Consider the following 22695-nt stretch of genomic DNA (forward strand, 5'->3'; position numbering starts at 1 on the left):
GTCCCGACAGCGATCAGTACCGCTGCAGCCCCAAAAACACGTAGCGTCGGTGTGTATCCTCCATATGTTGAGCCACTCCTCCAGACCGTGTTTCTCCGACGGCAGATCTGGTACCTCAGTCGGCCGGGATGATCTACCCGCCGATTGGTCGGGCCTGTTCGGCCGCCTGGACCGAGGGGTCTATCAGACTCCCCGGTAAAGAGGACGCAAGCTTCCAACGATGAAGACCGCACTGAGCGGCGACGCTGAATCGACGAACACCCAGTAGAGAGGGGCGGCGATCGATGGCCCGGCCGCGAGCACCGCGATCTTCGCAACGAGTGGGCCACAGCACCCACAGGTACAGGTCCCGACGATGGCAGCACTTCCGGCGGTCCCTTCGGTCATACCAGCCCGTTCCTCGACGCGCCAGTGACAGGGCGATAAGTCGCGGCGTTCAACCCGATGAGTCCGCTCAACATCCCGACGATAATAACCTGGCCGGGTGACAGGGCCAGGAAGAACGGGATATGTATGAATGGTAGATGCGGAATTGCGATTTCGAGAGTCGGCCACGACATCAGCTGATAGATTGCGGGCAGCACGACGACTGTTACCGTATCGGGAAAACCGTCCTCTGGGAAAAACGAGAGGTACCCCGTCACGGAAAGGAAAAAGAGCGCTAACACGACACCAACGCCGATACCGAAGCGACGTGCAACCGGGTCACGCATAACTGCGCGGATGATGCTCCCCGCATCTTTCCAGACGACATAGCCGACCAGAAGTGGCGTTCCGAGGACGATTGCGTACCCGAGTGGATGTGTATCGCTTGCCGGGCCCGGAATGCAGGGTAGGGGTATGCAATCCACAGTCCCATAGTGGATCCCGAGAAATGTATATCGTGGGCGGGCTGGCCAGCGGAGCCGCCCAATGACGAAGCTCACCGCGACGATGCCCAAGCCACTCAGCAGTGCCAGTGGCTGATACCACGACCGAGGGAACGGCATCGAATTCGCGGCGTCTGTCGGATCTGGAGAGAGGCCTTCGAAGAGTACGGCTCCGAGCGCAGTGATTGCGATCCCGACAAAGACGCCGTAAAGAGCGGTTGTTGGCGTGATCCGATCTGTCCGTTTGAGAAGGACGAAGCCACCGAGAACACCAACACCAACGAGACCAAGAATAACACCGTTTTCTGGCGATATTCCACCGCTTCCGGTTGTGCCGTGGGCAGATGCGGCGGGAACTTGGGTCAGCGTCAAAGCCGCAGCGAGAAGGATGGAGAGTGACCGAACTGACCCGATTCGAGAGCTCTGTCCACGGGGGGGTCCGTCCGTGGGTGACGCTCTTCCGGTGACATTATACAATGTTGGTTGGGGAGCTACTTCTACCTGACCAATTTGCTCCCACTAATCCTGGTTCGGCTAGCGTTATACGATGATGAGTGGGGAGCTATCTTCCCCGACAGTATGATTGACAGAGTGAACTCACTCCGCATCCAGAAGCACGAGGAACTGGATATGCTTGAGGAACCACACCGGTAGAACGGCTCCAACCGCCGCAGCGAGGAGGAGACTATTCGATATTGCCCACACGATCTGCCCCAGTACGGTTCCAATGATCAGAACGCCGTTGTATGCGATTACATTCACCGCTACATCGTCTCTGGCCTCGGGTCGAGGCCACGAGAGCAGACTGAGCTTGCCCGCTGGCGTTCGGCCAAGGGTTACTGCGATAAACAGTCCGAACACGCCGGAGACAAACCAGCCGAGTACGGTCGGTGGCCAGCCATACACCACCGTTACGGTAGCAAGCACGCCCACACACGGGCTGGTAATTGCACCGATCTCTACGAAGGTGGAGCGGGTCATGATGTGTTCTTCGGTTTCTTGTTGTGTGGTAGTCATCTGTACGGAGGATTTGATGTCATCGGTGAACCGCCTCGGAATCAAGCCCTAGTGGGATTCACAGTCCGCCCGTCGCCGTCAGATAGGCTCCTGCGAACTGCACCGCGTTATACGTCCCGTGAATCACAGCCGGTACTGTGAGATTGTTCGTGTACTCGTATGCTGCTCCCAGTACTAATGCCAGGACAAATGCGATACCGATGTACACCAGTTTGCCGTCCCCTGACAACGAGAAGAGATGGATCGATGCGAACAGCGCACTCGCGAGAATGATTGCACGAGCCGGGTGGAGACTTTCACGGAGGGACTGCCTGGACAAGTCCTCGGAACAACAGTTCTTCTCCCGGACCGACCAGCAGGAACTGGAGCGGGATTAGGAGGAGGAATACCCTCGGATTTTGTCGCCCGACTTCGACGATCTGATTCTGAGCCGAGTTCAGACCGAGGGCCGTAATTACTGAGGACGCCACAAAGAGCAACCCCAGGATCGCAATACTTCCCCAACAATCACCGCCCCATCACGCTTGTCAGGGAGACGAACTGGAACGAATCCAAATCCGAGACCACGGCCTTTGAGATAGAGGATGGCGATGCCCCCGAATGTCACTCCCTGCAAAAAGAACGTACCCAAAATCAGTCTGAGGGCTGGGCGCGACGTGACGTCGACTCCGAACAGCCCGACAACCGTTACAACCGCAAGGAGTAGCATACTTCCTACGACGTACGACCCATACGTGAGGCCAATTGCAGAGGCAACAGACCGGAAGGGAGATGTCGTCGACATCAATCAACTGAAATTATAGGGTTCTACCCTACAAGTTGGCTTCGATGGGGCCATTTCGGTGCTCTTCATTCCGGGGCATCCCGCGTGTTCCGCTCTCGTCGTGAGGTGGATTGTCATTCTCTGCAGCATTGGTTTATGAGGATGTCGCAGCGCAAGGGATATACAACGACGTAGGTGGTCAGAAGATAAGAGATACTAACAGTTGTTGTGCCGAGACGCTTGTCTCCGACCGGAATTGTTGAAATCGTGGTTCGAGAGTAGAGCCAACGAACGAAGGCATGAGATGTAGCACTGTGTGATAATTTCAACATTCAGTATACTGGATTGATGTCTTGGAGACAAAGTGTTGGGCCGGATTCCCATCGAATGGGACACCGCCAGTCATTCATTGGGGAGCCGTCCCACGAATACTGTTAAGAAGACCCACGGTTTGTAGGGAGAATTACTATACACCGACATTATCATGGCTAAAGAACATTCAAAGGAGCGGTCACGAGATGAACGCGACCGTGACGTGAAGTGCTGTCGATCATAACACTTGTCCCGAGTGTCAGGGCCATATTACTCGGAACAGTGACAACGGTGAGACGACCTGCGAAAGCTGTGGGTTGGTTTTTGAAGACGATCGAATCGACCACGGCCCAGAATGGCGTGCATTCACGTCGGACAAACGAGATGAAAGAGTCGGGTCGGGGCTCCGACGACGCAGCTGATGCATGACCGAGGGTTAAGCACGACTATCGACTGGCGGGATAAGGACGCACACGGACAGGCTGTCTCCAGCCGCAAACGTGCACAATTACAGCGCCTTCGGACGTGGAACGAACGATTCAGGACAAAGGACGCCCACGAGCGGAATCTCAAGCAAGCCTTAGGAGAGATTAGCCGCATGGCATCCGCTCTGGGACTTCCAGAATCGGTTCGGGAAACTGCAGGCGCCCTATACCGGCGCGCTGTAAAGGAAGATCTGCTCCCCGGTCGCTCAATCGAGGGAATGTCGACGGCGTCGTTATATGGGGCTGCCCGACAGCACGGAATGCCACGGCCGCTGACTGAGTTCGCCGACGTGAGCCGAGTCGAGGAAATCCGGATTCAGCGGGCCTACCGATACTTGTCCCGAGAACTTGGTCTGGAAATCGAGCCAGAGGATCCAATCCAATATATCCCACAATTCGCGTCATCGCTTGATGTGAGCGACGAAGCAGAACGGCGCTCTCGGGAATTACTTGAGGTAGCTACAAATAATGCCATCCACAGTGGAAAGAGTCCAGCCGGGTTGGCGGCTGCCGCTCTGTACGCTGCGACATACCTCACGAACGAGCAACTCACACAGGAGACAGTGAGTGATGTCGCCTGCGTCGGTCGTGTCACGATCCGGAATAGATACCAAGAGCTTCTTGAGGTCTACGAAGAGCATGTCTGACCAGATAATCCTTGCCGGACGAAATACGGCCACTGAATGGGTCATAACACGATCGCTGCCATGAAAGAGTTCTCAATACAGACCGAGTTCGAGGTATTGGAGTTGCTCGTTGAGGATTCTCCGTGCCATAGAACGGAGATTACTACGGCCGTCGATGGACATCCGATCACCATAGATCAAGCGTGTACTAACCTCCATAGTCAGGGATATATTGCTCCGATCAGCAACGGTCTCTACGAGATTACTGACGCGGGCGAACACCGATTCGAGAGTCAGCACGATTCATAACCGCTCCACAACTGTGTCACCATGTCTCCACTCTTCCGATGGATCGGTCGGCATGACTCTGGAACCACGCTCCCGGCTGCATTTGTGGGACCGATGGGATGCCTCTCCAACAATCGGACACCATATCCCGAGGACCACGTATTATCGAATAATGGGAGATAATTCAGTGTCGTCCGAGGACACTCCGGAGGTACAGGAGGTCCTTGATGCGCTGGATGATTCCGCATGTCGGGCCATTCTCCGGGAAACTATTGAACCAATGACTGCGAACGAACTCCTTGACGCATGTGACATCACCAAGTCGACGCTGTATCGAAAGCTAGAACTTCTCAGTTCTGCTTCCCTCGTTCGAGAACAGGAGACGATCAACCCCGGTGGTGGACGGGTTACCTACTACGAGCGATCGTTCGAGGACGTCACGATATCTATGGATGACACAGGTGCGTTTTCGGTGAGTGTTGATCGGCCGCCGCAATCTACCGACGAACGGCTTGCAGATATCTGGTCGATGATGGGGGACGAAGTATGAACGGCGTTATAATGGCAATCGCAGTGGTCAAGTTTGTCATCTTGCTATTAGGCGGCGGGATTACCTACATCGCATTTAAGGCCTATCAGCGTACAGATGAAGATTCGCTCCGTGTTCTGGGTATCGGATTCGGTGTTATCACTCTCGGAGCACTACTGACAGGCGTGGCCAACCAATTCTTTTCCGTCTCGTTGGAAACTGGTGTACTCGCTAATAGCGTGTTCGTCGCTGTCGGCCTCGCAGTCATTATGTACTCTCTCCATATACAACAATGATTGTGGCTCAAAAGCCAACTCTGCGGCTGATTCCGGGAACTAACCCTGAACGAGAATTCAGCTAATGCATCACATCACGATTCCAGAAGAAACCGATATCTCGAACCGGCAGTGGAAACGAGCGTGGAACCCAATAAACATTTTGGTTCGGTATGTTGTAGCCAGTTTTGTCTTGGCAAGCGTACTCTTAATCCCGCTTGCATGGGTGGTCGATTCGTATGCTCTGGGTGTTTTTATATTACTTCCATTCCTCGGCATCTCACTCAGCATTATTGTTTGGCGACGCTCCTGTAAAGCAGTTAATACTACTTATCAAGAAGTTCTCGACGGTATCTCCAACTGGAGTAACCTATCTAATGACGAGGTGCAGGTCTTTGTCTCTGAACTGAATGGGTCAGGAGAACAGTATGGCGTTGATCCGGCTCAAAAATATACGCTAACTTACGTTGAAGTGGCTGAAGAGTACACACTGATTAAGAGCATAACTGTTGATCTTGCTAATTTGGAGCCTTTCACGAAATCGGAGAAGATTGTATCCCAACAGATTGTATCACAGTCATTTGAGTCGGGAACATTCAGACTCCGTTCGTCAATAGGGAATTGGAATATTGATTGCCTCAAGAGACAATGATTGGTCGTTCTGGAGTGACAAGAGTTCGAAATCGGTTCTCATACATCTCTCTTGGCACTTTTTGCTCGCCGGAGGAACTTGTAGGGACCTTCGCCGAGAGTATAGCGCCTACCCCATCAATAGACCGAACAACGGAACTCGACCACCAGCCACGTAGAGGGTGACTCCATGAGAATCCCACTGAAATCTCTGAACATGAAATATATCATAAAACCACCCTCATAGGGCTAACTAAACGGTCGTCAGTCACAGACGAAACAGGTCGCAATGAATAATGAGCCGGCAAACCATAAGACCAGTCCGGAGCAATTTGCAACCACTGAACCGGACTGAAGCTGGGATGAGACGGCCGGCTCAACCACCAGCGCCAGTACGAGCCCTCGATACGCACTGACGGGACTCAATGCCAGCAACCATGATAAGCTCCCCGGTGGCACGATATCCGTCGCGAACCCCGCGATGATAGCGAGATCGAGCCCATCAGTCAGAGCGATGATGACGGCGGTGTATTTGCCCTACCCTCATTCGGCATTGAGGACAGGTTTAGCGTCTGCATTCATCTAAACTTTCCTCCGAAGCCAGTCGAGAGCTTGCTCGTGTTCTGTGACATCGAAGTATCGCATTTCGTTGGGAGCGACTGGCCAGAGCGGCCGGATTGCATACCACCAGTTGAATAGGAGTTTCGCCCATCGTGTATCGCCGACTGCGGCGTATCGGTTGATATCGAAGTTAGGGCCGTACCGGAGATCGGGAACCACCCCGTGGAGGTGTGTGAGAAACGTCCCGAACGTCCAGTTCGGAACTTCCTCGTACACGTGGATGTGCCCGTACTGGTCGCTCTTTTCGACGAGCAGCGAGTACAGCTCTTGATAGCCTGTTCGCGTACCCTGCCCGACGCGAATCGCAATGAGGTTCTCGTTCGTCTCGTCCAACACCTCGAGCATTCGATTGGGTGCTGTGTGGGACATCGCTAGTGGAGTGGTTCGTAGTACCGACAGGGCTCGGTATGCCCGACGAGCTCGACGGTCGCATGGTCGATTCCTCGATCCGTGAGATGGTTGTGGACCTGTGACTGGATTGTCCGTTGCTCCTCACGTGTGGTCGCCGTATCGGTGAGCCGGACGGTTGCGACGGTGAGTTGACTACAGACTTGCCAGACGTGGAGATCCTCAACCTGGTCAACGCCGTCGAGTGTCGTCAATTCATCCCGGAGTTCTTCAGACGACACCGGGCTCCGTTCCAGCAGGATCGAGGCGCTTTCCCGGAGGACGTTCCCAGCCGACGCGAGTACCAGCAGCCCAATGAGTACGGCCGCCACAGGGTCTGCGATAGGGAGGTCGAACACTGCGACGGCGGCGGTCGAGACGATTACCGCAACAGAGCCACCGGCGTCACCGAGCAGGTGGTAGAACGCCCCGCGCTCGTTGAGACTCGATCTCGCCACCACCCTGCAACACGTACACGGAGCCGATGTTCACCAGCAGTCCACCCGTCGCGATGATCAGCGTCAACTCTGGATTGATCGCCACTGGCTCAAGGAACCGCTGGTAGGACTCCCAGACGATGTATCCGACCATTGGAAGGAGCAAGACGCCGTTCAGGAAGGCCGCAACCGGCTCCAGTCGGTGGAGACCGTACGACCACGCCTCGCCACCCTCGAACCGTTCGGCGGTGTAGCTCGCGCCAAACGCCATCGCGTACGCAAGCATATCGAACAGCATGTGGAGTGCGTCGCTGATGAGCGCGACCGACCCGAACAGGAGTCCACCAGCCAGTTCGATGACGAATCCGAGGAAATTGACGACCGCGACGAGCGCAAGCCCGACGCGTACTACCACTTGTTTCAGACGGGTGTTCGTGTTCTGCCGTATCCTCTTGTGCGTGCTCGTGGAGCGTCATACATTCACGTTGGAGGGGGTGCTATTTCGATTCCGGGGAATCTGAGGATTCCTGAGTAGACTCCTCCGACCTGATCCTCAGACGCGACGTCGAATCCTCCACCGAGGATTCAGTACGGTCCGAGGAGTCAGACTCGCTATCACGTTCCTCAGCTGCTGTGTCGGACTGCTCCGATTCCCCGGTGAGCGATGTGTCTTGGGCAGAGGATCCGACGGGGTCGAGCGGACGAAGCCAGATGAACCAAACGACAAATATGGTTGTGCCATAGCCGGCGATCCACACGAAGTCAGCTGCAGTGGAGAGGTTCGCCTGTTCGAGACTGTATACCAGGGAACCGGGGCCGATGATCCCAACGAGCACAAGCAGGACGGCAGACGGCGGTATGGAGATGAGTCCGAACGGGTATTTTTGCTGCTCTGACTCCGTTGGTGATATTTACATTCCCGTCGTTCTTTGCACTCATTTTACCCCTCCGAAGTGCTGGTTTCCGTGTCTGTATCCGGCGTGATGCGTGAGAGTCGCATGGCGTTCCCAGTGACGGCTGTCGTCATCCCGGCGTCGCCAGCGAGGACCGCGAGCCAGATCGGGACGTATCCAAACGGGACCGCGACCGCCAGCCCGGCTTTCGACAGCGAGACTCGACCGATGTTCTGCCGGATGACACCGTTCGCATCGTTTGCGAGTTGATAGAGGTACGGGAGCTTCGCGAGGTCATCGCCCATCAAGGCGATGTCCGCGGTCTCCAGCGCTGTATCCGTCCGCAGCAGCCCCCATCGCCACGCCGACCGTGGCGGTGGCGAGCGCCGGTGCGTCGTCGATGCCGTCACCGACCATGGCAACGCCGTCGAACTCGTCGACGAGCTCCTCGATTGCAGTCACCTTCTCTTCGGGGAGTAGTTCGGCCTGGTACTCGTCGACGCCGACATGGTCGGCGATCGCGCGGGCCAGTCCGCTCGTTGTCCCCCGTCAGCGTCACCGTTCGGGAGATACCGAGTTGCCTCAGTCGCGTCACCGTTCGCTTCGCTTCCGGACGGTATCTCGTCGGTCGATCCGCGACGACGCCCTCGAGTTCGTCTTCGGTCCCAACGAGGACGACGGTCTTTCCTTTTCAGCCTGGAGTTCGGGGAACGGTCTGCTTCGAGGGGGATCGAGACAGTTGTTGCCGGTCACGCATCTGCCGGGCTGTCTGTGTCACGACGCCACCGTCGGTCGTCGCGTGAACGTGCGGAAGAAGTCGAAATCGTAACTCCTCGAACAGACCCGGTTTGCCTGCGAAGTGTGGAGTCCCGTCGAGGTCGGCACGAACACCCTTGCCGGTGATGCTCTCGAAGTCATCGATCTCGCGCCCGGCGACCCCTGCGCTGCCGGCTTCGGCGACGATCGCCTCGCCGATGGGGTGTTCACTCCGTTGTTCGAGTCCCCGTGCACACCGGAGTACGTCCTCCTCCGAATTCCCGTTCAGGGGAACGACGTCCGTGACGGTGAGCTCACCCTTCGTCAGCGTTCCCGTCTTGTCGAACGCGACGACGTCGACCGCACCCATCGATTCGAGGTGGTTGCCGCCTTTGATCAGGACGCCGTTCTTCGCGGCACTGGTCATTCCCGACACCACCGAGACAGGCGTCGAGATGACAAAGGCACAGGGACAGGCCAACACTTAGCAGCGTCAGCCCGTAGACGACCGCCGTAGACCAGGTTATACCGAGGATGTACGGGCTTCCCACCGTGGTCAGGATGGCGAAGGCGACGACGACTGGCGTGTAGTACGTCGAGAAGCGCTCGACGAACTGCTCGCGTTCGGTCTTGTTCGACTGTGCATCTTCGACCATCTCCACGATGCGCGAGAGCGTGTTATCACCGGCCTTGGAGGTGACCTCCACCTCGAGATACCCCTCCTCGTTGATGGTTCCGGCATACACCTCGTCGCCCGTCTGCTTGTCGACGGGGACGCTTTCACCCGTGATGGGAGCCTGGTTGACGGCGCTTTCACCGTCGACAACGGCCCCGTCCATCGGAATTTTCTCCCCCGGCTTGACGATGACGATGTCACCAACGGCGACCTCGTCGACAGGAATCGTCTCCGTGCTCCCATCACGCTTGACGGTCGCTTCATCCGGCGAGAGGTCCATTAGCTCGCGGAGGGAGTTCCGGGCGCGATCCATCGAGTACCGCTCTAGCAGTTCCGCGACGCTGAACAGGAACGCGAGGGTAGCAGCCTCGAAGTAGAGTGCCTCACCGAAGACAAGACTCGCAACGAGTGCGCCGAGAATAGCCACCGACATCAGGAAGTCGATATCGAGGTTCAGATTCCGCGCCGAGTAGTAGCCGTTGCGAAGGATTTCCTGGCCGCCGGTGGCCACTGCAATCAGAAACAGTACGTCGGCGACCAGCAGCTCAGTACCGAGAAGGCCTGCGATCTGTATATTCTGTCCGGTCAGGAAGAACTCGAAGAGTAAGCCGAGGGTGACGAATCCACCGCTCACCCACGTCTTGAGTGCGCGCGAACTCGTCCAGATGTTCTCGCGCTCTCCGCCCGCTTCCTGCCGTCCTGATTCGTCGCCTGTCGTATCCGTGACCTCGTATCCAGCGCTTCCGATGGCGTCGATGACATCAGCTTCCCCAGTCCTCGACGAATCGTACGTGACGACGACGGTTCCGGTCGTCGGCTTCGTCTCGTATGTTGTCACTCCATCGACCCGGTCAAGGGCATTTTCGATTTTACCCGCGCACGAAGCGCAATCCATCTCTGGGACGGTGAATTTCGAGGTCACTTCGCCGGTGTTCTCCACGGTGTATCCAGCTTTTTCAACCCGATCAGCTATCGCGGTGGCGCTCGTTTGCTCGCGGTCGTACGAAACTGTCAGTGTTCCCGTCGTCACCTGTGGATCGACGCTATCGATTCCGTCCAGCTTTCCGACGCTGTTTTCGACCTTTCCTGCACAGGATGGGCAGTCCATCTCCGGGACGGAGAACTGTGCTACGTCTTTCGTCTTAGCGGTGGAGCACTATCATCACTATCGTGTCCGGTATGCTGGGTGTGCTCGTGGTCTTTGTGCTCGTGAGAATCCTCTCCGTGCTCGTGGCCCTCATGATCGGGGTGGGCCACTACTTCTACTATGAGGCTCTTCCTCAGGTGAGGTCATTACATACTGCTAATCGCTACATATTTATTAAATCGACTGCTATTCAGACGGCCTAGATATGGCACAACTTAATAAAAAAACTAAATTAAGTTATTAACTCGGCCGCTAATTCGTTCCATTCTCCGGCCTCAGTCTGGGCTGCTCGTCATTTGCCGTGTTTGATTTCCCGGAGGAGCGCAATGGCTCCAAAGAAGGTGAAGTCGACGCTTACCAGCATTACCGATCCTGGCCATCGTCAATCGAACGCGCTTGTGGCGTAGATTGTTGGTATCAGGCAAATTGATACCAACGGCCCAAAGTATCTTGCGACCAAACAGTCCCTGTGCACCGACGTCATTTCTTGGAGATATTCGGCACCACTTCGGTCAGTGTGATATCAGGGTGCATCGAAATCAGGGTCAAAGAAACCTGCCTTCGTTAGCTCTAGTCCAGCATTTGAATCTGGGGACACACTACCCCTGCAGTTCACCTGCGAGGGCACAGGTAAGTCACCGCCGTTCATTGTCAACCGAATTCCAGAGCCGACGAAATCACTGGCAATCACTGCTGAGTGGAGCAAAGGGCCTATTAATGAGCCCCGGTTCTGGACAATTTGGAATATCCCACCAGAAACTGAACAAATTCCGGTTGGAATCCCACGAACAAAAAGAGTCGAATCTCTCGGTGGTGCACGGCAAGGGCGGCAGCGAGGTGGAACCATCGGATACAAGCCACCTTGTCCACCAAGTGATCAATCGTATGAACATCGTTTTCAGGTATATGCGCTTGATCAGATGTTAGATGCCCGTGCTGGTACGACGAATGAGGAAGCAAGCGAGGCGATTGGAAGCTCAGAACTCGCAAGCAACCGAATTACTCTATCGTATACACGATCCACAGCAGACGGATGAGTGCGAGAGAGGAAATAATTGAATCGTCAGGACCGGTCGCAGAGGAGCAAACTTGGATTCTGCGGCTGCACCCTCCAAGTTATTAGCCTGGCCTGAATGCTGAGAAGACCTACAAATTTGAATACATCATCTGGACTAATAGTTAGACATGGTAACACCACACGCATATATAATAGTCGGGGTAGTCCTGTTACTACTTGGAGTGTATGGAACTTTTGCACCGGGTAAAACTGTCAGATTCGCGGAAAAGATTGAGTATCGAACTCGCGGCCACTATGACGAAAACCCCGTTCCAACTGACCACGATGTCAAATTGACTCGACTTATATCGTCTATATTTGCGCTTTCTGGAGCTATAATTCTCTCCCATGCTATTGTTCCACCCCAATATTTGAGCGGACATATTAAACTATGACTTTATTTATATTATGCAAATACATCACTAGCTAAATGTTGGTAATATTAGTTTTCATTACGTGGTTAACCACATCGGACAAATCACAACTAACTCATTTATCCAGAGTGAAGAACCGACAATACACTACTGGCCATGGTCGACGTGAAACTTAACATACCTCCAAGCCACTCACCTGCTTACATGTGTCAATACTGTGAACATCCGTATCCAGAGCGTGAGCGACTCGTCTTACACAAGGGACTGGAACACCCAGCTAAACTAGACGAGGAAGAAAAGAAAGCATTTCAGCAAGCGTACGAAGAAGAAGAGGAACGACTTCAATCGTTCCGTCTGAAGGGTATGATTGTGATAGTGCTCATCTATTTCACATTCCTCATTATGTATGCCATCTTCGCATAAGAGGCCACCTGAGGATAGGGGTGACGAAAGTCAGAGTTTCATCACCCGTTTGTTAACACTTCTATCGGCACTGACTGCTCGAAGCTCAATCATTGCTGGCGGAATCACGGCTGTATGCGTATTCTTGTTAATAGTAGGACCTGCGGCCGCCGGTAACGGTCTAACGCTCTCGAAACAGCCACGAGACACCCTCAGTATTCCGCAGTGGTTGTATCTTATGACGGGGAGTGCTGCGATCGGCGCTTCGGCGCTCTTGGCCAGTTTCGTTACTGATCGGTTCTTCATCCAACGGCTCGAACGGTACCGTCGTCACCTCCTTATTGAGCGTGGCTGGATTCGAGTGCTACGTCGGGTCACGCAACTCCTTGGAGTTAGTATTCTTATCCTTGTTCTGTATGTGGGCTACACGGGGCCCTCTCTCCCAACGTCCAATCTTGCAATCTTGGTTACGTTTGCCGGGGCACGTGCAGGGCTGCCGATACTTGCATATTTAGTAGGAAATACCTGGCCAGCGCTAAACCCATGGCATACGATAGCAACAGTTGTCCCATCTGGGTTTATCGCGTATCCAGATTCCTGGCACCGGTGGCCTGCAGTAGCTGGTGTACTCTTCCTTGTGTGGGTTGAACTTATATTCCCAATCAGTACGGTTCCCGGAACGCTCGTGGCGGTGATTGCAGTCTATTCGATTGTCACAATAAGTGGGGGGATTATATTTGGGCCGAAACCGTGGTTCGAAAACGCTGATCCCTGGTCAGTACTGTTTAGATTCTTCGGAGCTGCCGCCCCGGTTTACCGTGAAAACAGTGGAATCGGCTTCAGACTTCCCGCAAGTGCACTCACAGATTCGGATTTCCTCAAAGATCGATCTGATATCGCATTCATTATAGCGCTTATTTGGGAACTCACATTCAGCGGGTTCATAACAACGCAGACTGGAGCAACGGTTGTTGAGACGATAGTTACTGCTGTCCCCAGTGTTGGGCTCGCAGTTGAATATATTGCTGTCCCAGTTTACACCCTACTTCTCATAGGGGGATACTTAGTCTTCTTTTATGCGTATTGGTATGCCAGTCAATTATCGCGGCGGTGGACCAGAACATATATCGACAGTACCGAAATCGCATTCCGATTTGCACCGCCACTGATAGCAATTGCTGCCGGCTATCATTTCGCTCATTACGCCGAGTTATTCGTCACTTTAGCCCCTGCATTGGCTACAGGGATTTTATCACCACTTTCGCCTCCAGCCAATCCTACAGTATTATCAATACCAGCATGGTTCGATGGATTAAAAATCGCAGCAGTTCTCATTGGGCATTTGCTAGCTGTTTTTGCTGCTCACGGGGTCGCATACGACACATTCTCCAGTCGGATGGTCGCAATCCGGAGTCAGTATCCATTTGTTATTGTGATGATCGGATATACTGCAGTAAGTCTCTGGATTCTCTCATTGGCTGGAGCTATTCCTCCATATCTCCCCTAGATTGAACTATTTTGTAATCTATTGATTCCAATTTAATCCACCCACCCATCATTCGCAAAGACTGCGAGCTACCTGTTGGATTCTTGCTATAATATTTGCAGGGATGTGGTATATTTCCGAGCTGAATTAATTGTCGTTATAAATGTATATCCAATCAGAATAGTTCCAGCCCCAATCGCTACGATATCCCACGTATTAAATGTTAACAAGCCTGGCTGTGCTACGAATTCAGGTTTAGAAATTGGGTTTGGGGGAGAGGGGCCAGAGCATATTATTAGGAATGGTTAGTCCTCTGCCTGTAAACGCTGGATAGAAATCTCCAGGGATATGTAGTAAATAACCGAAAACGAAGGTTCCACCTATCGTCCTGCGGTCGTATATCCATGCCAGCAGGAGTATAGCAACTGAAAGAGGCACCGCAAATACGAGCGAGTGCATGAAGATACGGCCATTGATGAGCACATCAAATTGCCACGCGAGTGGCTTATCAACGAGATCCGGGAATTGTGTTCCGAATAATAAAACAAGTAATATTGGTCCGTTCGGTATCTTTCGATGGCGAATTAATCTGTAGCTTATAAAAGGAATAACGGAAATCAAAAAATGTCCCCATGGCATCATTTGTATCGATATATTGGCTGCTGCAATATAATTCTCTTCCGTAATTCTATGGACAGCGCAGAGGAGTCACAGAACAATAATCAATACACCGAACTACCCTTCTATATCTCATTCAAGTTTCGAGGGTATAGCCATTCCCACACTGTCTGGCAGACACAGTCCAATGGGAACTTCACTCAACAGTAAATTCAATCGGCTTCATGTTGAGGAACGCGGTTTCGTAGCCATCGTGGCGCGCCAGTTGGGGCGGTGACTCTACCGTAATTCTGATCGTATCGCCCGAGTTGAGTTCATCAAGATTCATCCCATAGAAACTCCCGAGGCCGGGATCAAGGGATGCTTGGAGTGAGCCCTGAGCAATTGTGTCCCCCCTCGGTTGAGTGTTGCAGACAGAGCCATTCTCGGGAGCATTACGCGATTATGAGGTGTTCGAGGAGAGACGATCAAGAAGGGTCCGCCACTCTCACTAAACCGATGGTTACCATCAACGAGAGTAACGAATATCGTCGCATCACCGGATTGTCCCTCATGGAGAAGTCGACCAGGAAGCTCAGATTTTGTCGGTACGACCGGTTCAGGGATTATTTCCATATCCATTAGATCGACCGTCCCACGAGTGCCCGCTTTTTCTCCCAACCGGCGAAGTTCCAAATTGTACGTCTCATCCGTATCGAACGTGAATTGCATCGTGGCAGACTGTCCTTCTATAAATCGCCCGTCGAATGGATTCGTACGAGATGTCTGCAACGGGCCGACTTGGAGCGTCACATCATACTGTTCTTCCCCTGGGAGAGCGATATTGTCACCGTAGTGGAACCCCATATTCGGCGAAATCATCGGCCAGAGGGTGGTCGATGACGCTCGACCGTCGCTATTGTTGATTTCGATAGAAACGTCGACTGGGAGAATCGTCTCCGTTTCAGTGTCCCAGACACTCACCATCAGATGTACCGAATCATCAGATTGAACGACGACTTTCGTTTTGCGTGAGCCGGTGAGGTTCCAGAAGCGATGCGGGAATGAGTGCATCAGCGCAAATCCGATATCGCCAGCTGTCGTCGTCCCGTACATTCCCATCCCTTCGATGATGGCCGGATAGTAGACGGCGTCTGGTCGATCTTCCACGAGCGGTGGATCTCGCCATGCAGACTGCGTCTCGAACCCGAGACGATCCAGACACCCAGACAGCAGCAGTCCACCTGAGAGTGCAGCTCCCTGTTTGAGAAACGTTCGCCGATTCATCGTCTCATCTGCGATGTTATAATTGGTTGGTTCATATTAACTCAAGCCCACTGTCGTAAGCTGGAGGCATCCGTAACTACATTCATTGGCCATCCTGTGTACCCTATGCCAAGCGGACGACGAATACGGTGAGTACTAGCAGTGAGACAACACCAAGTAACACCGTCAGTAGGAGGTGTTTCTCTTCCATGAGATTGGTTTCGAATGAAATTTTGAAGCCGTCCGGATTTGTGTCTTATCTTTTGGCTCACCACTGTGAGATGCCAGTGTGGCTACGCGAGCAGTATCAAATACATCACGGCATACGCGACGGCTGCGAGCGTAACAGCAGCCAGCGCAGTCGTAATAGCATCAATTAGCTGGGTAGATCTGTCCTCTCGCCACCTCAAACGACCCGGTGTACCGATAAAACCGACCGAGAGGACGCTGAATACGAACGGTGACGCGGTTTCAACAGTCGGTGCGGGAATCGCAAAGACCGCTCCTGCATAAGCAACCCCGAGCGCTGCACGCCGGTTAATATGCCGCTTAAGGCGCCATCCTCGCAGCCATGCAACGACAAGTAACCCCGCCCAAATTATCGTGAGTTCAATGAAGAATGCGCCGAGGAGATGCAGTGTCGGATCGGAGTTGAGGAGAAGCTGGCCGTTCAATAAACCGGCTTCGATCGGAAGAGGATAGAATAGCGCAGGCGACGGACCAGCTAATACGTCGCCAAACGGATGTGATACGAGCCCGAGGACTCCAGCGCTGAGAACTGCTCTCGGACCGAGGCCGACGCGCTCGGCAAATGTAACCAGCCCAACTCCAGCAAGGACGAACGCGGTGACCACAGCGCCTGGGGCGATTCCATCAACGACTGTGACGATGAGAATAAGGCCGCTGAAGATGAGTCCCCCGAGTGTGCCGACTCGAGAACCGTAGCCATCACGAGCGCGCCAAGCGGCAAATCCGATTGCTGCAAAGACACCGACGATAAGCGAATGGGTAGCCCCTCGATGGATTTCGTTTGCGACATCCCAGAACCCGTCAGAAGTTATGAATGCGCCTTCCAAGCTGCCGACAAGCCCAACTACGGCGTACAGCATATCGATATCTGGGAGCGTTGCAAACGAGCCAGCCAGTGCTCCAACCACAAGCGCACGCTCCTCTGGCCACCCTCGCCAGGCGGCGACCGTCGCCGCTATGGCGAACGCAGCCAGAAAATGTCCGATGAACATACCCTTTGTATGCCGTCACGGAATATAAGTATAGCATGAGTGACGCCCTCAACCATGTGTGTGATAAGGACATCAGCGGTTTGGAGAATAGCAATTCGGCTGTCCGCCTACTTTATTCGCACTGTCCCGACCATCCCAGACCCCTCATGTGGGATACAGAAGTATCCGTACGTTCCCGGCTGATCGAACGTGTGTTCGTAGTTCTCGCCCGGTGCGATGAGTCCCTCGGTGACCCGGTTCCTCGCAGTACGCTCTGACTCGAAGCCACCACTTGCGAAATATGCCGCCCCGTCTGGAATCCCGTCTTCGTACGCCGTAACCGTGTGTTCAATGTCACTCCCGTTCGTCCACGTAACTGTCTCACCAGATTCGATCGTTGCAGTCTTCGGCTCAAATCTGAGATCGCTGGGCATCGTGATAGTTTGGTCCAAGGAGGACGGTCCACCCAAACACCCAGCCGTGGTGAGTGTCGCTAAGGTGGCAGTGCTGAGTCGTAAAATCGATCGACGTTTGTAGATATTTGAGGGCATTGTAATAGTAAGATTAGTCCCGATTAGAGCGCCACGAAGAGGTCTGTCACGTACATTATGCCGAGACCGAGCAGAAATGCGAGTCAGGTTCGTCGCACTCGCCACGCGACCACCTGCATCTCGAACCATGCTCGCGATCTCCCAGTTGACCTGCAGGATCGCGCCAACACCGATCGCGAGGAAGAAGGCGCCGATCGTGGGTGAGTAGGCGAGACTCCCGATCCAGCCACCGAGGATGACTGGCGCGCCAGGCGATGACGCCGAGTGCGGCGAAGTGCTTGAGGGCCGGACGTTCTTCCCGTGCCGACCGGCGCGACGACAGCCGGACCCTCCGTCACGTTGTGAAGCATGAACCCGATCACGAGGAATGCGCCGAGTGACACACGCCCGAGTGCGAAAGAGCTCCCGATAGCCAGCCCCTCCGCGAGGTTGTGCAGGCCGATCCCGACCGCGACCAGATACGCGATCCAGAGACCACTGCTCGCCCGGCTATCACCAGCGGCGACACGGCCTTCACGCCACGCACTGATCGCCTGGACAAGGAGAAGTGCGCCGAAGATCCCGAAGACGACCAAGAGGTTGCCCTCGTACACGCCCGGAACTCGTTCGGCGAGTTCGAACGCCTCGAACCCGGCGTCGAACGCCAAGAAGCCCGAGTACACCGGCCGCAAACAAGAGCACGGCGTGTAGCCACCGATCGCTCATCGTCTTGATGTAGGGGAACCACAGCATCCCTAATGCGACTGGGATCACGCCCACGAACAGCCCGATGACTGCAAGCCTTCCGAGCAGACCGAGGCTAAAGCCGGGCGACTGACTCGGAGCGACGATCGTGTTATGGAACGTCGCACCGTCAGAGAGCACGAGCGCGACTTCGAGGTCCCACCCCGGATTCCAGTGATACGGAATCACGATCTGTGCGCTCTCCATCGGGGCGAGCGTTTGGTCACCACCGGCTCCTTCGACCCGGAAATCCCAGTAGGCTTCGTCGACGAGAACCTGTGATATCGTCACGGATTCGGGCCCATTATTCGTCACGTGAAGGATGACTGTTTCGTCGCTCGGAAGCGTCGTGTGCGTGATCGTCACGTCGGGAAGCGGTGTGCCGCTCTGAACACCGGCGAGCGGTGACGTGAATGCGAACACACCCAGGACGAGTACGAGCAACACGATCGGGAGTAACGCGCTGACCCATCGCGGAAGCCCGAGCGGTTGTGTGATCTCTTCGTCAGCCGTTACACCACCGTCCATCGTCGTGTCTTGTGGTTTATCCGCCATGTTCAGACCACCTCGAAGAAGCTCATCCAGCCGAGTTCGGCGAACTCAGACTGGTGGGCGTGGAACATGTACAGGCCCGGCTCATGATCGGAGTAGTCAATCTCGATGATGCCGCGCTGCGCCTGACATTGCATAATCGTGTCCACAGTCTTATTCGTCGGCGTCAGTGTCGTTCCGTGGTCGTAGTAGTCGAAGAACTGCGAGTGCGTGTGGAACGAATTGATGAGGTCGAACTCCGTCGCGTTCGCGAGGTACACTCGCTGGCGTTGGTTCTTGTCGATCTGGATGGGGCGTTTGGTCTCGCCTGCCGTCCAGCTGCCCTCGCCGTCGGTGTCACCGATTCCGTAACCGAACGCCCGTGTGTTCGCCGCGTAGACCTCGTTGCCGCCATCGAAGTTGGTGTCGAACGAGTTCATCACTATCACCATCTCGTTGACGGCGTCGTTTTCGTCGTACTCATGATTCCGGCTCTTCGCCTCTTCGACGAGCTGCTCTCGGAAGTCGTCGGTGACCGGGCCCGGGTAGTTGACGTACTCGCGTGGATTCTCCCTGACGCGTTCGGGGTCCGGATCGACGATGATCGTGCCGTACAGTCCGCGGTGGATGTGCTCTTTCAGCGGGAGCGAGTGGCAGTGATAGAAGTGCGTGCCGGCGGGTTGGGCGAGCCATTCGTACGTGAATGACTCACCCGTATCGAGTACGCCAGGCCCGTTTTGTGGGATCCCATCCATTCGCGGGTTGAGGTTCTTCAGGTGTGGATGGATCGTGTGCGCGTGCCGTCCCAGATTCGTGAACTTCACGCGGATCAGGTCGCCCTCGACGGCGCGGATCGTCGGCCCGGGCACCTGGCCATTGTACGCCCATGCCGAGAACTCGACGCCCGGCGCGATTGCTATCGTCGTATCGACGGCGGTGAACTCGAACTCCCGCACGGTTTGGCCATCCTCTTCGTAGACCTGCTGGGGAACGTTATCTTGCCCGCTGTCTCCGGTATTGAATGCGGTGAGGAACTCGTGCGGATCGAAATCTAAATCCTGGTATTCGCCTACCGCCCCGAAGTTACCGTGTTCATCCTCATCGTCGTGATCGGACGAGGCAACTGCTCGGGAACTCCCGAGTCCGACTGCCGCACTGCCTGCAACACCGAGACTGCCGAGGACCGTACGGCGACTGACACTCGTTTCACCAGTGAGTGATTCGACCAGTCGCTCTTCAAGTCGTTCTGTGACGTCTGCTGCGCTACTGTAATCTATCGATGGCATGATCTCCTCCGCTGGTCAGGCCTTCGCATACCCATACACGTCCATTCCCCCACCCAATATATAAATTAGACCCATCTAAATTTAGATTGAGTCTAAGCTAATAGCCTTGCTATTGGGGACTCATCAGTTTAGTTTGAAGCTCCAGTAAGCGTTTGAGCGGATATGTCCCGGGCAACTTTCTCTGGAAGTGCAACTCGTTCGTCGGTGCCATCGGGATCAAGCGTCACCATCCCAAATGAGGTGGTTTCAACAATTTCGACTACAGTTGTTGGGGTGATCCCGTGTTCAGACAGGTACCGGAGTAGATTTGGGTCATCGTCTGGCACCCGTTCGATTCGAACCTTGTCGCCGACCTGCTGATCAGCGAGGCTTTCACCAGATTGTGGCAGTGAAACGTCCAGATCCGCTGTGGGAATCGGGTCGCCATGTGGGTCAACTGCCGGATTCCCTAATTGCTCGGCAATTCTATCGGCGAACTGATTGCTGATGTGGTGCTCAAGGCAATCTGCTTCGTCGTGTACCTCAGCCCAGTCGTACTCGAGGCGCTCCGTCAGGTATCGTTCTAAGAGCCGATGATGGCGAATAATTTCGAGCGCGACAGGCATTCCAGTGTCCGTTAGCTCGACTCCCTTGTAGGGTTCGTAATGTACGAACTCCCGCTCGGACAATTTTTTCATCATACTGGTGACGCTCGGTTGTTCAATGTCCATGTACTCAGCGAGACCCGAGGTTCGTACTCGGTCGTCTGTTTCGCCCTGGAGGTAATAGATCGCTTTGAGATAATCCTCCATGATCGCGCTCAGCATTGTGGACTGAATTAGATGAGACTAAATATATAATTTCCGTGTGATATATTCTTAATACCGCCAGCTGTTGGTGCGCTCCTACTTTCTTAGAATGCAGGTATCCTTGCTCTGTTGACTTGATGGAAACGCTGCTACCCTAGGAGAGCGTGAAACAAGATATGGGGCGCAAGAGACCGACCTGTATTCCGTGCCATCGAGCACGTCCTGCTGACTGGTCCGTGTGCGAAAGAAGCCGAGTCATGGGCGTTACAGCCCGGATGCCGCGGGGCGCGGCATCCGGGAAAGCTCGAATAGGTGAATCTCTGCTTCACGCACTGGCGTCCCGGGTGAACAGACAATGTACCTTGGAATTGATGTCCACAAACGGTACGCACAGGTGGCAGTAATGGATGAGGCTGGGGAGATCGTCGAAGAGGTTCGCGTCGAGAACGCGAACCTCGACGGTCTCGCCCAGCGGTACGCTGGTGCAGAAGCCGCGCTTGAGGCGACCAGTAATTACTACCACATCCACGATACGCTGTCCGAACATTTGGATGTGACTGTTGCTCACCCGAAGGAGCTGAATCAGATCGCTAACTCGGACAAGAAAACCGATCGCGTCGACGCAAAAGAACTCGCGCGGATGGTGCGGCTGAACTCGGTGCCAGAGAGTTATGTTCCGACCGATCAGGAAAGCCCGCGCACTCGTGCGCTGGCGACAGACCCTAGTCGAAAACCGTACCAAGTACGCCAACAAGATCCATGGACTTCTCTCCGATCGCGGCATCACTGAGGACGTGAAGCCGTTGAACAAGGAGGGACGCAGAGTTCCTCCGGGAACCATCGCTCCCGACGCCGTGGGACGCGTTGCTGGAGTCGTATCTCGAACTGATTGAGACGCTCACCGAGGAGATACAGGAACTCGAAGAAACGATCGAGGAGCGCGCTGGGTCTCTGAAGGAGACCCAGCTGCTGATGACCATTCCTGGCGTGAGTTACTATACGGCGTTGACGATATACGCGGAGTTGGGCGAAATCAGTCGGTTCGACGGTGATAAATCGGTCGTCAGCTACGTCGGATTGAACCCGGTGATCCGCGAGTCAGGCGACTCGCGGATCGAGGGGAGTATTTCGAAACGTGGATCAGGGAAAGTGCGGTGGCTGCTCGTCCAGGCTGCCAATACCGCAGTACACACCTGTAATGACGCGTATCTGAGTCGCTTCTACGAGCGGCTAGCAAGTCATGAGACTCACAGAAAGCGATAGTGGCTACCGCTCGGAAGATGCTGGTGTCGATCTATCACATGCTAGACCGGAGAAAAGTCTACGATCCACCTGATGTGAGTGCGTAGACGAGGAAGCTGAGGGCCGCCCGCCCGGCGGCCCTCAGTGGCCGGCGGAGGCCCACCGTTAGCAGCAGCTATCGCCAGACAGCGACCGCACCGCGAGAAGATATCGTCCGCCTGCCGGCTGGGAGAGCCGCAGACTACAGGACGGCGCAAATATTTTGTCGATAACGGTGGTATATCCGGGTAGCAGCGTTTCCATAGGTGCTTCTCAAAACTAGAGCGAAAAGCTAGTCCTTCCTACGGTCCTGCGAAAAGATTGGACGTTGATATACCTGACCGGCGGCACACAAAGTCTCGATTGTGGTCTTTTGACCCTGTTATGGAGGTGTCTCCATAGGCTTATATCTATGGAGGTAA

16 protein-coding genes and 5 pseudogenes are annotated in these 22695 nt (G+C 54.6%); 7 read left to right on the forward strand and 14 right to left on the reverse strand.

Going from position 1 to position 22695, the window contains the following annotated elements; translation table 11 throughout:
• Positions 1-183 precede the first annotated feature (183 nt).
• The 4 genes from ACODNH_RS00470 to ACODNH_RS00485 all read right to left on the reverse strand — a co-directional run bounded on the left by ACODNH_RS00470 (position 184) and on the right by ACODNH_RS00485 (position 2205).
• Positions 184-387 (reverse strand): hypothetical protein, encoded by a 204-nt coding sequence (locus ACODNH_RS00470; protein ID WP_434529938.1) that lies wholly within the window; start codon positions 385-387, stop codon positions 184-186.
• A complete protein-coding gene (locus tag ACODNH_RS00475; protein WP_434529939.1) occupies positions 384-851 on the reverse strand; it encodes a hypothetical protein in 468 nt (155 codons plus the stop codon). Before ACODNH_RS00475 ends, ACODNH_RS00470 begins: the two co-directional genes overlap by 4 nt.
• A 615-nt stretch (positions 852-1466) precedes the next feature.
• Positions 1467-1886, reverse strand: coding sequence for a hypothetical protein (locus ACODNH_RS00480; protein WP_434529940.1), 420 nt, complete (start codon positions 1884-1886; stop codon positions 1467-1469).
• A 58-nt stretch (positions 1887-1944) separates the two neighbouring features.
• A complete protein-coding gene (locus tag ACODNH_RS00485) occupies positions 1945-2205 on the reverse strand; it encodes a lysostaphin resistance A-like protein (protein ID WP_434529941.1) in 261 nt (86 codons plus the stop codon).
• A 925-nt stretch (positions 2206-3130) separates the two neighbouring features.
• On the opposite strand from ACODNH_RS00485, the pseudogene ACODNH_RS00490 reads away from it, so the two are divergent.
• The 4 genes and pseudogenes from ACODNH_RS00490 to ACODNH_RS00505 all read left to right on the forward strand — a co-directional run bounded on the left by ACODNH_RS00490 (position 3131) and on the right by ACODNH_RS00505 (position 5816).
• Positions 3131-4093: pseudogene (locus ACODNH_RS00490) on the forward strand (transcription initiation factor IIB).
• Between the two features lie 439 nt (positions 4094-4532).
• Positions 4533-4910, forward strand: coding sequence for a helix-turn-helix domain-containing protein (locus ACODNH_RS00495; protein ID WP_434529942.1), 378 nt, complete (start codon positions 4533-4535; stop codon positions 4908-4910).
• A complete protein-coding gene (locus ACODNH_RS00500) occupies positions 4907-5185 on the forward strand; it encodes a DUF7521 family protein (RefSeq protein ID WP_434529943.1) in 279 nt (92 codons plus the stop codon). Before ACODNH_RS00495 ends, ACODNH_RS00500 begins: the two co-directional genes overlap by 4 nt.
• A gap of 64 nt (positions 5186-5249) precedes the next feature.
• Positions 5250-5816 carry a hypothetical protein gene (locus tag ACODNH_RS00505; protein WP_434529944.1) on the forward strand — a complete coding sequence of 189 codons (567 nt, stop codon included), beginning with the start codon at positions 5250-5252 and terminating at the stop codon, positions 5814-5816.
• A gap of 560 nt (positions 5817-6376) precedes the next feature.
• Here ACODNH_RS00505 and ACODNH_RS00510 read toward each other — a convergent pair.
• From ACODNH_RS00510 to ACODNH_RS00520, 3 genes and pseudogenes are all read right to left on the reverse strand, one after another.
• Positions 6377-6760: an STAS/SEC14 domain-containing protein gene (locus ACODNH_RS00510; RefSeq protein ID WP_434529945.1), complete on the reverse strand. Its 384-nt coding sequence runs from the start codon at positions 6758-6760 to the stop codon at positions 6377-6379.
• Between the two features lie 71 nt (positions 6761-6831).
• Positions 6832-7715: pseudogene (locus ACODNH_RS00515) on the reverse strand (cation diffusion facilitator family transporter); the annotation flags it as partial.
• Between the two features lie 464 nt (positions 7716-8179).
• Positions 8180-10696, reverse strand: a pseudogene (locus ACODNH_RS00520) (heavy metal translocating P-type ATPase); the annotation flags it as partial.
• Between the two features lie 662 nt (positions 10697-11358).
• On the opposite strand from ACODNH_RS00520, the gene ACODNH_RS00525 reads away from it, so the two are divergent.
• Positions 11359-11748: a YbhB/YbcL family Raf kinase inhibitor-like protein gene (locus tag ACODNH_RS00525; protein ID WP_434530001.1), complete on the forward strand. Its 390-nt coding sequence runs from the start codon at positions 11359-11361 to the stop codon at positions 11746-11748.
• Positions 11749-12962: 1214 nt separating this feature from the next.
• Positions 12963-14051, forward strand: a complete 1089-nt coding sequence (locus ACODNH_RS00530; RefSeq protein ID WP_434529946.1) for a hypothetical protein — start codon at positions 12963-12965, stop codon at positions 14049-14051.
• Between the two features lie 234 nt (positions 14052-14285).
• On the opposite strand, the gene ACODNH_RS00535 is transcribed toward ACODNH_RS00530, so the two are convergent.
• From ACODNH_RS00535 to ACODNH_RS00565, 7 genes and pseudogenes are all read right to left on the reverse strand, one after another.
• Complete coding sequence (locus ACODNH_RS00535; protein ID WP_434529947.1) at positions 14286-14672, reverse strand: metal-dependent hydrolase; 387 nt, start codon at positions 14670-14672, stop codon at positions 14286-14288.
• A gap of 172 nt (positions 14673-14844) precedes the next feature.
• Positions 14845-15914: pseudogene (locus ACODNH_RS00540) on the reverse strand (iron transporter).
• A gap of 272 nt (positions 15915-16186) precedes the next feature.
• Positions 16187-17134: a metal-dependent hydrolase gene (locus ACODNH_RS00545; protein WP_434529948.1), complete on the reverse strand. Its 948-nt coding sequence runs from the start codon at positions 17132-17134 to the stop codon at positions 16187-16189.
• Between the two features lie 107 nt (positions 17135-17241).
• On the reverse strand, positions 17242-17565 hold the full coding sequence (locus ACODNH_RS00550; RefSeq protein WP_434529949.1) for a plastocyanin/azurin family copper-binding protein: 324 nt from the start codon (positions 17563-17565) through the stop codon (positions 17242-17244).
• A gap of 612 nt (positions 17566-18177) precedes the next feature.
• Positions 18178-18942, reverse strand: a complete 765-nt coding sequence (locus ACODNH_RS00555) for a hypothetical protein (RefSeq protein WP_434529950.1) — start codon at positions 18940-18942, stop codon at positions 18178-18180.
• A 2-nt stretch (positions 18943-18944) separates the two neighbouring features.
• Positions 18945-20204 (reverse strand): multicopper oxidase domain-containing protein, encoded by a 1260-nt coding sequence (locus tag ACODNH_RS00560; protein ID WP_434529951.1) that lies wholly within the window; start codon positions 20202-20204, stop codon positions 18945-18947.
• Positions 20205-20332: 128 nt separating this feature from the next.
• Positions 20333-21010 carry a metal-dependent transcriptional regulator gene (locus ACODNH_RS00565; protein WP_434529952.1) on the reverse strand — a complete coding sequence of 226 codons (678 nt, stop codon included), beginning with the start codon at positions 21008-21010 and terminating at the stop codon, positions 20333-20335.
• A gap of 337 nt (positions 21011-21347) precedes the next feature.
• Here ACODNH_RS00565 and ACODNH_RS00570 point away from each other — a divergent pair.
• Positions 21348-22341 (forward strand): annotated as a pseudogene (locus ACODNH_RS00570) (IS110 family transposase).
• Positions 22342-22695 lie beyond the last annotated feature (354 nt).

The organism is Haloarcula sp. NS06, from assembly GCF_051122755.1.
In the GTDB taxonomy this organism is placed as follows: domain Archaea; phylum Halobacteriota; class Halobacteria; order Halobacteriales; family Haloarculaceae; genus Haloarcula.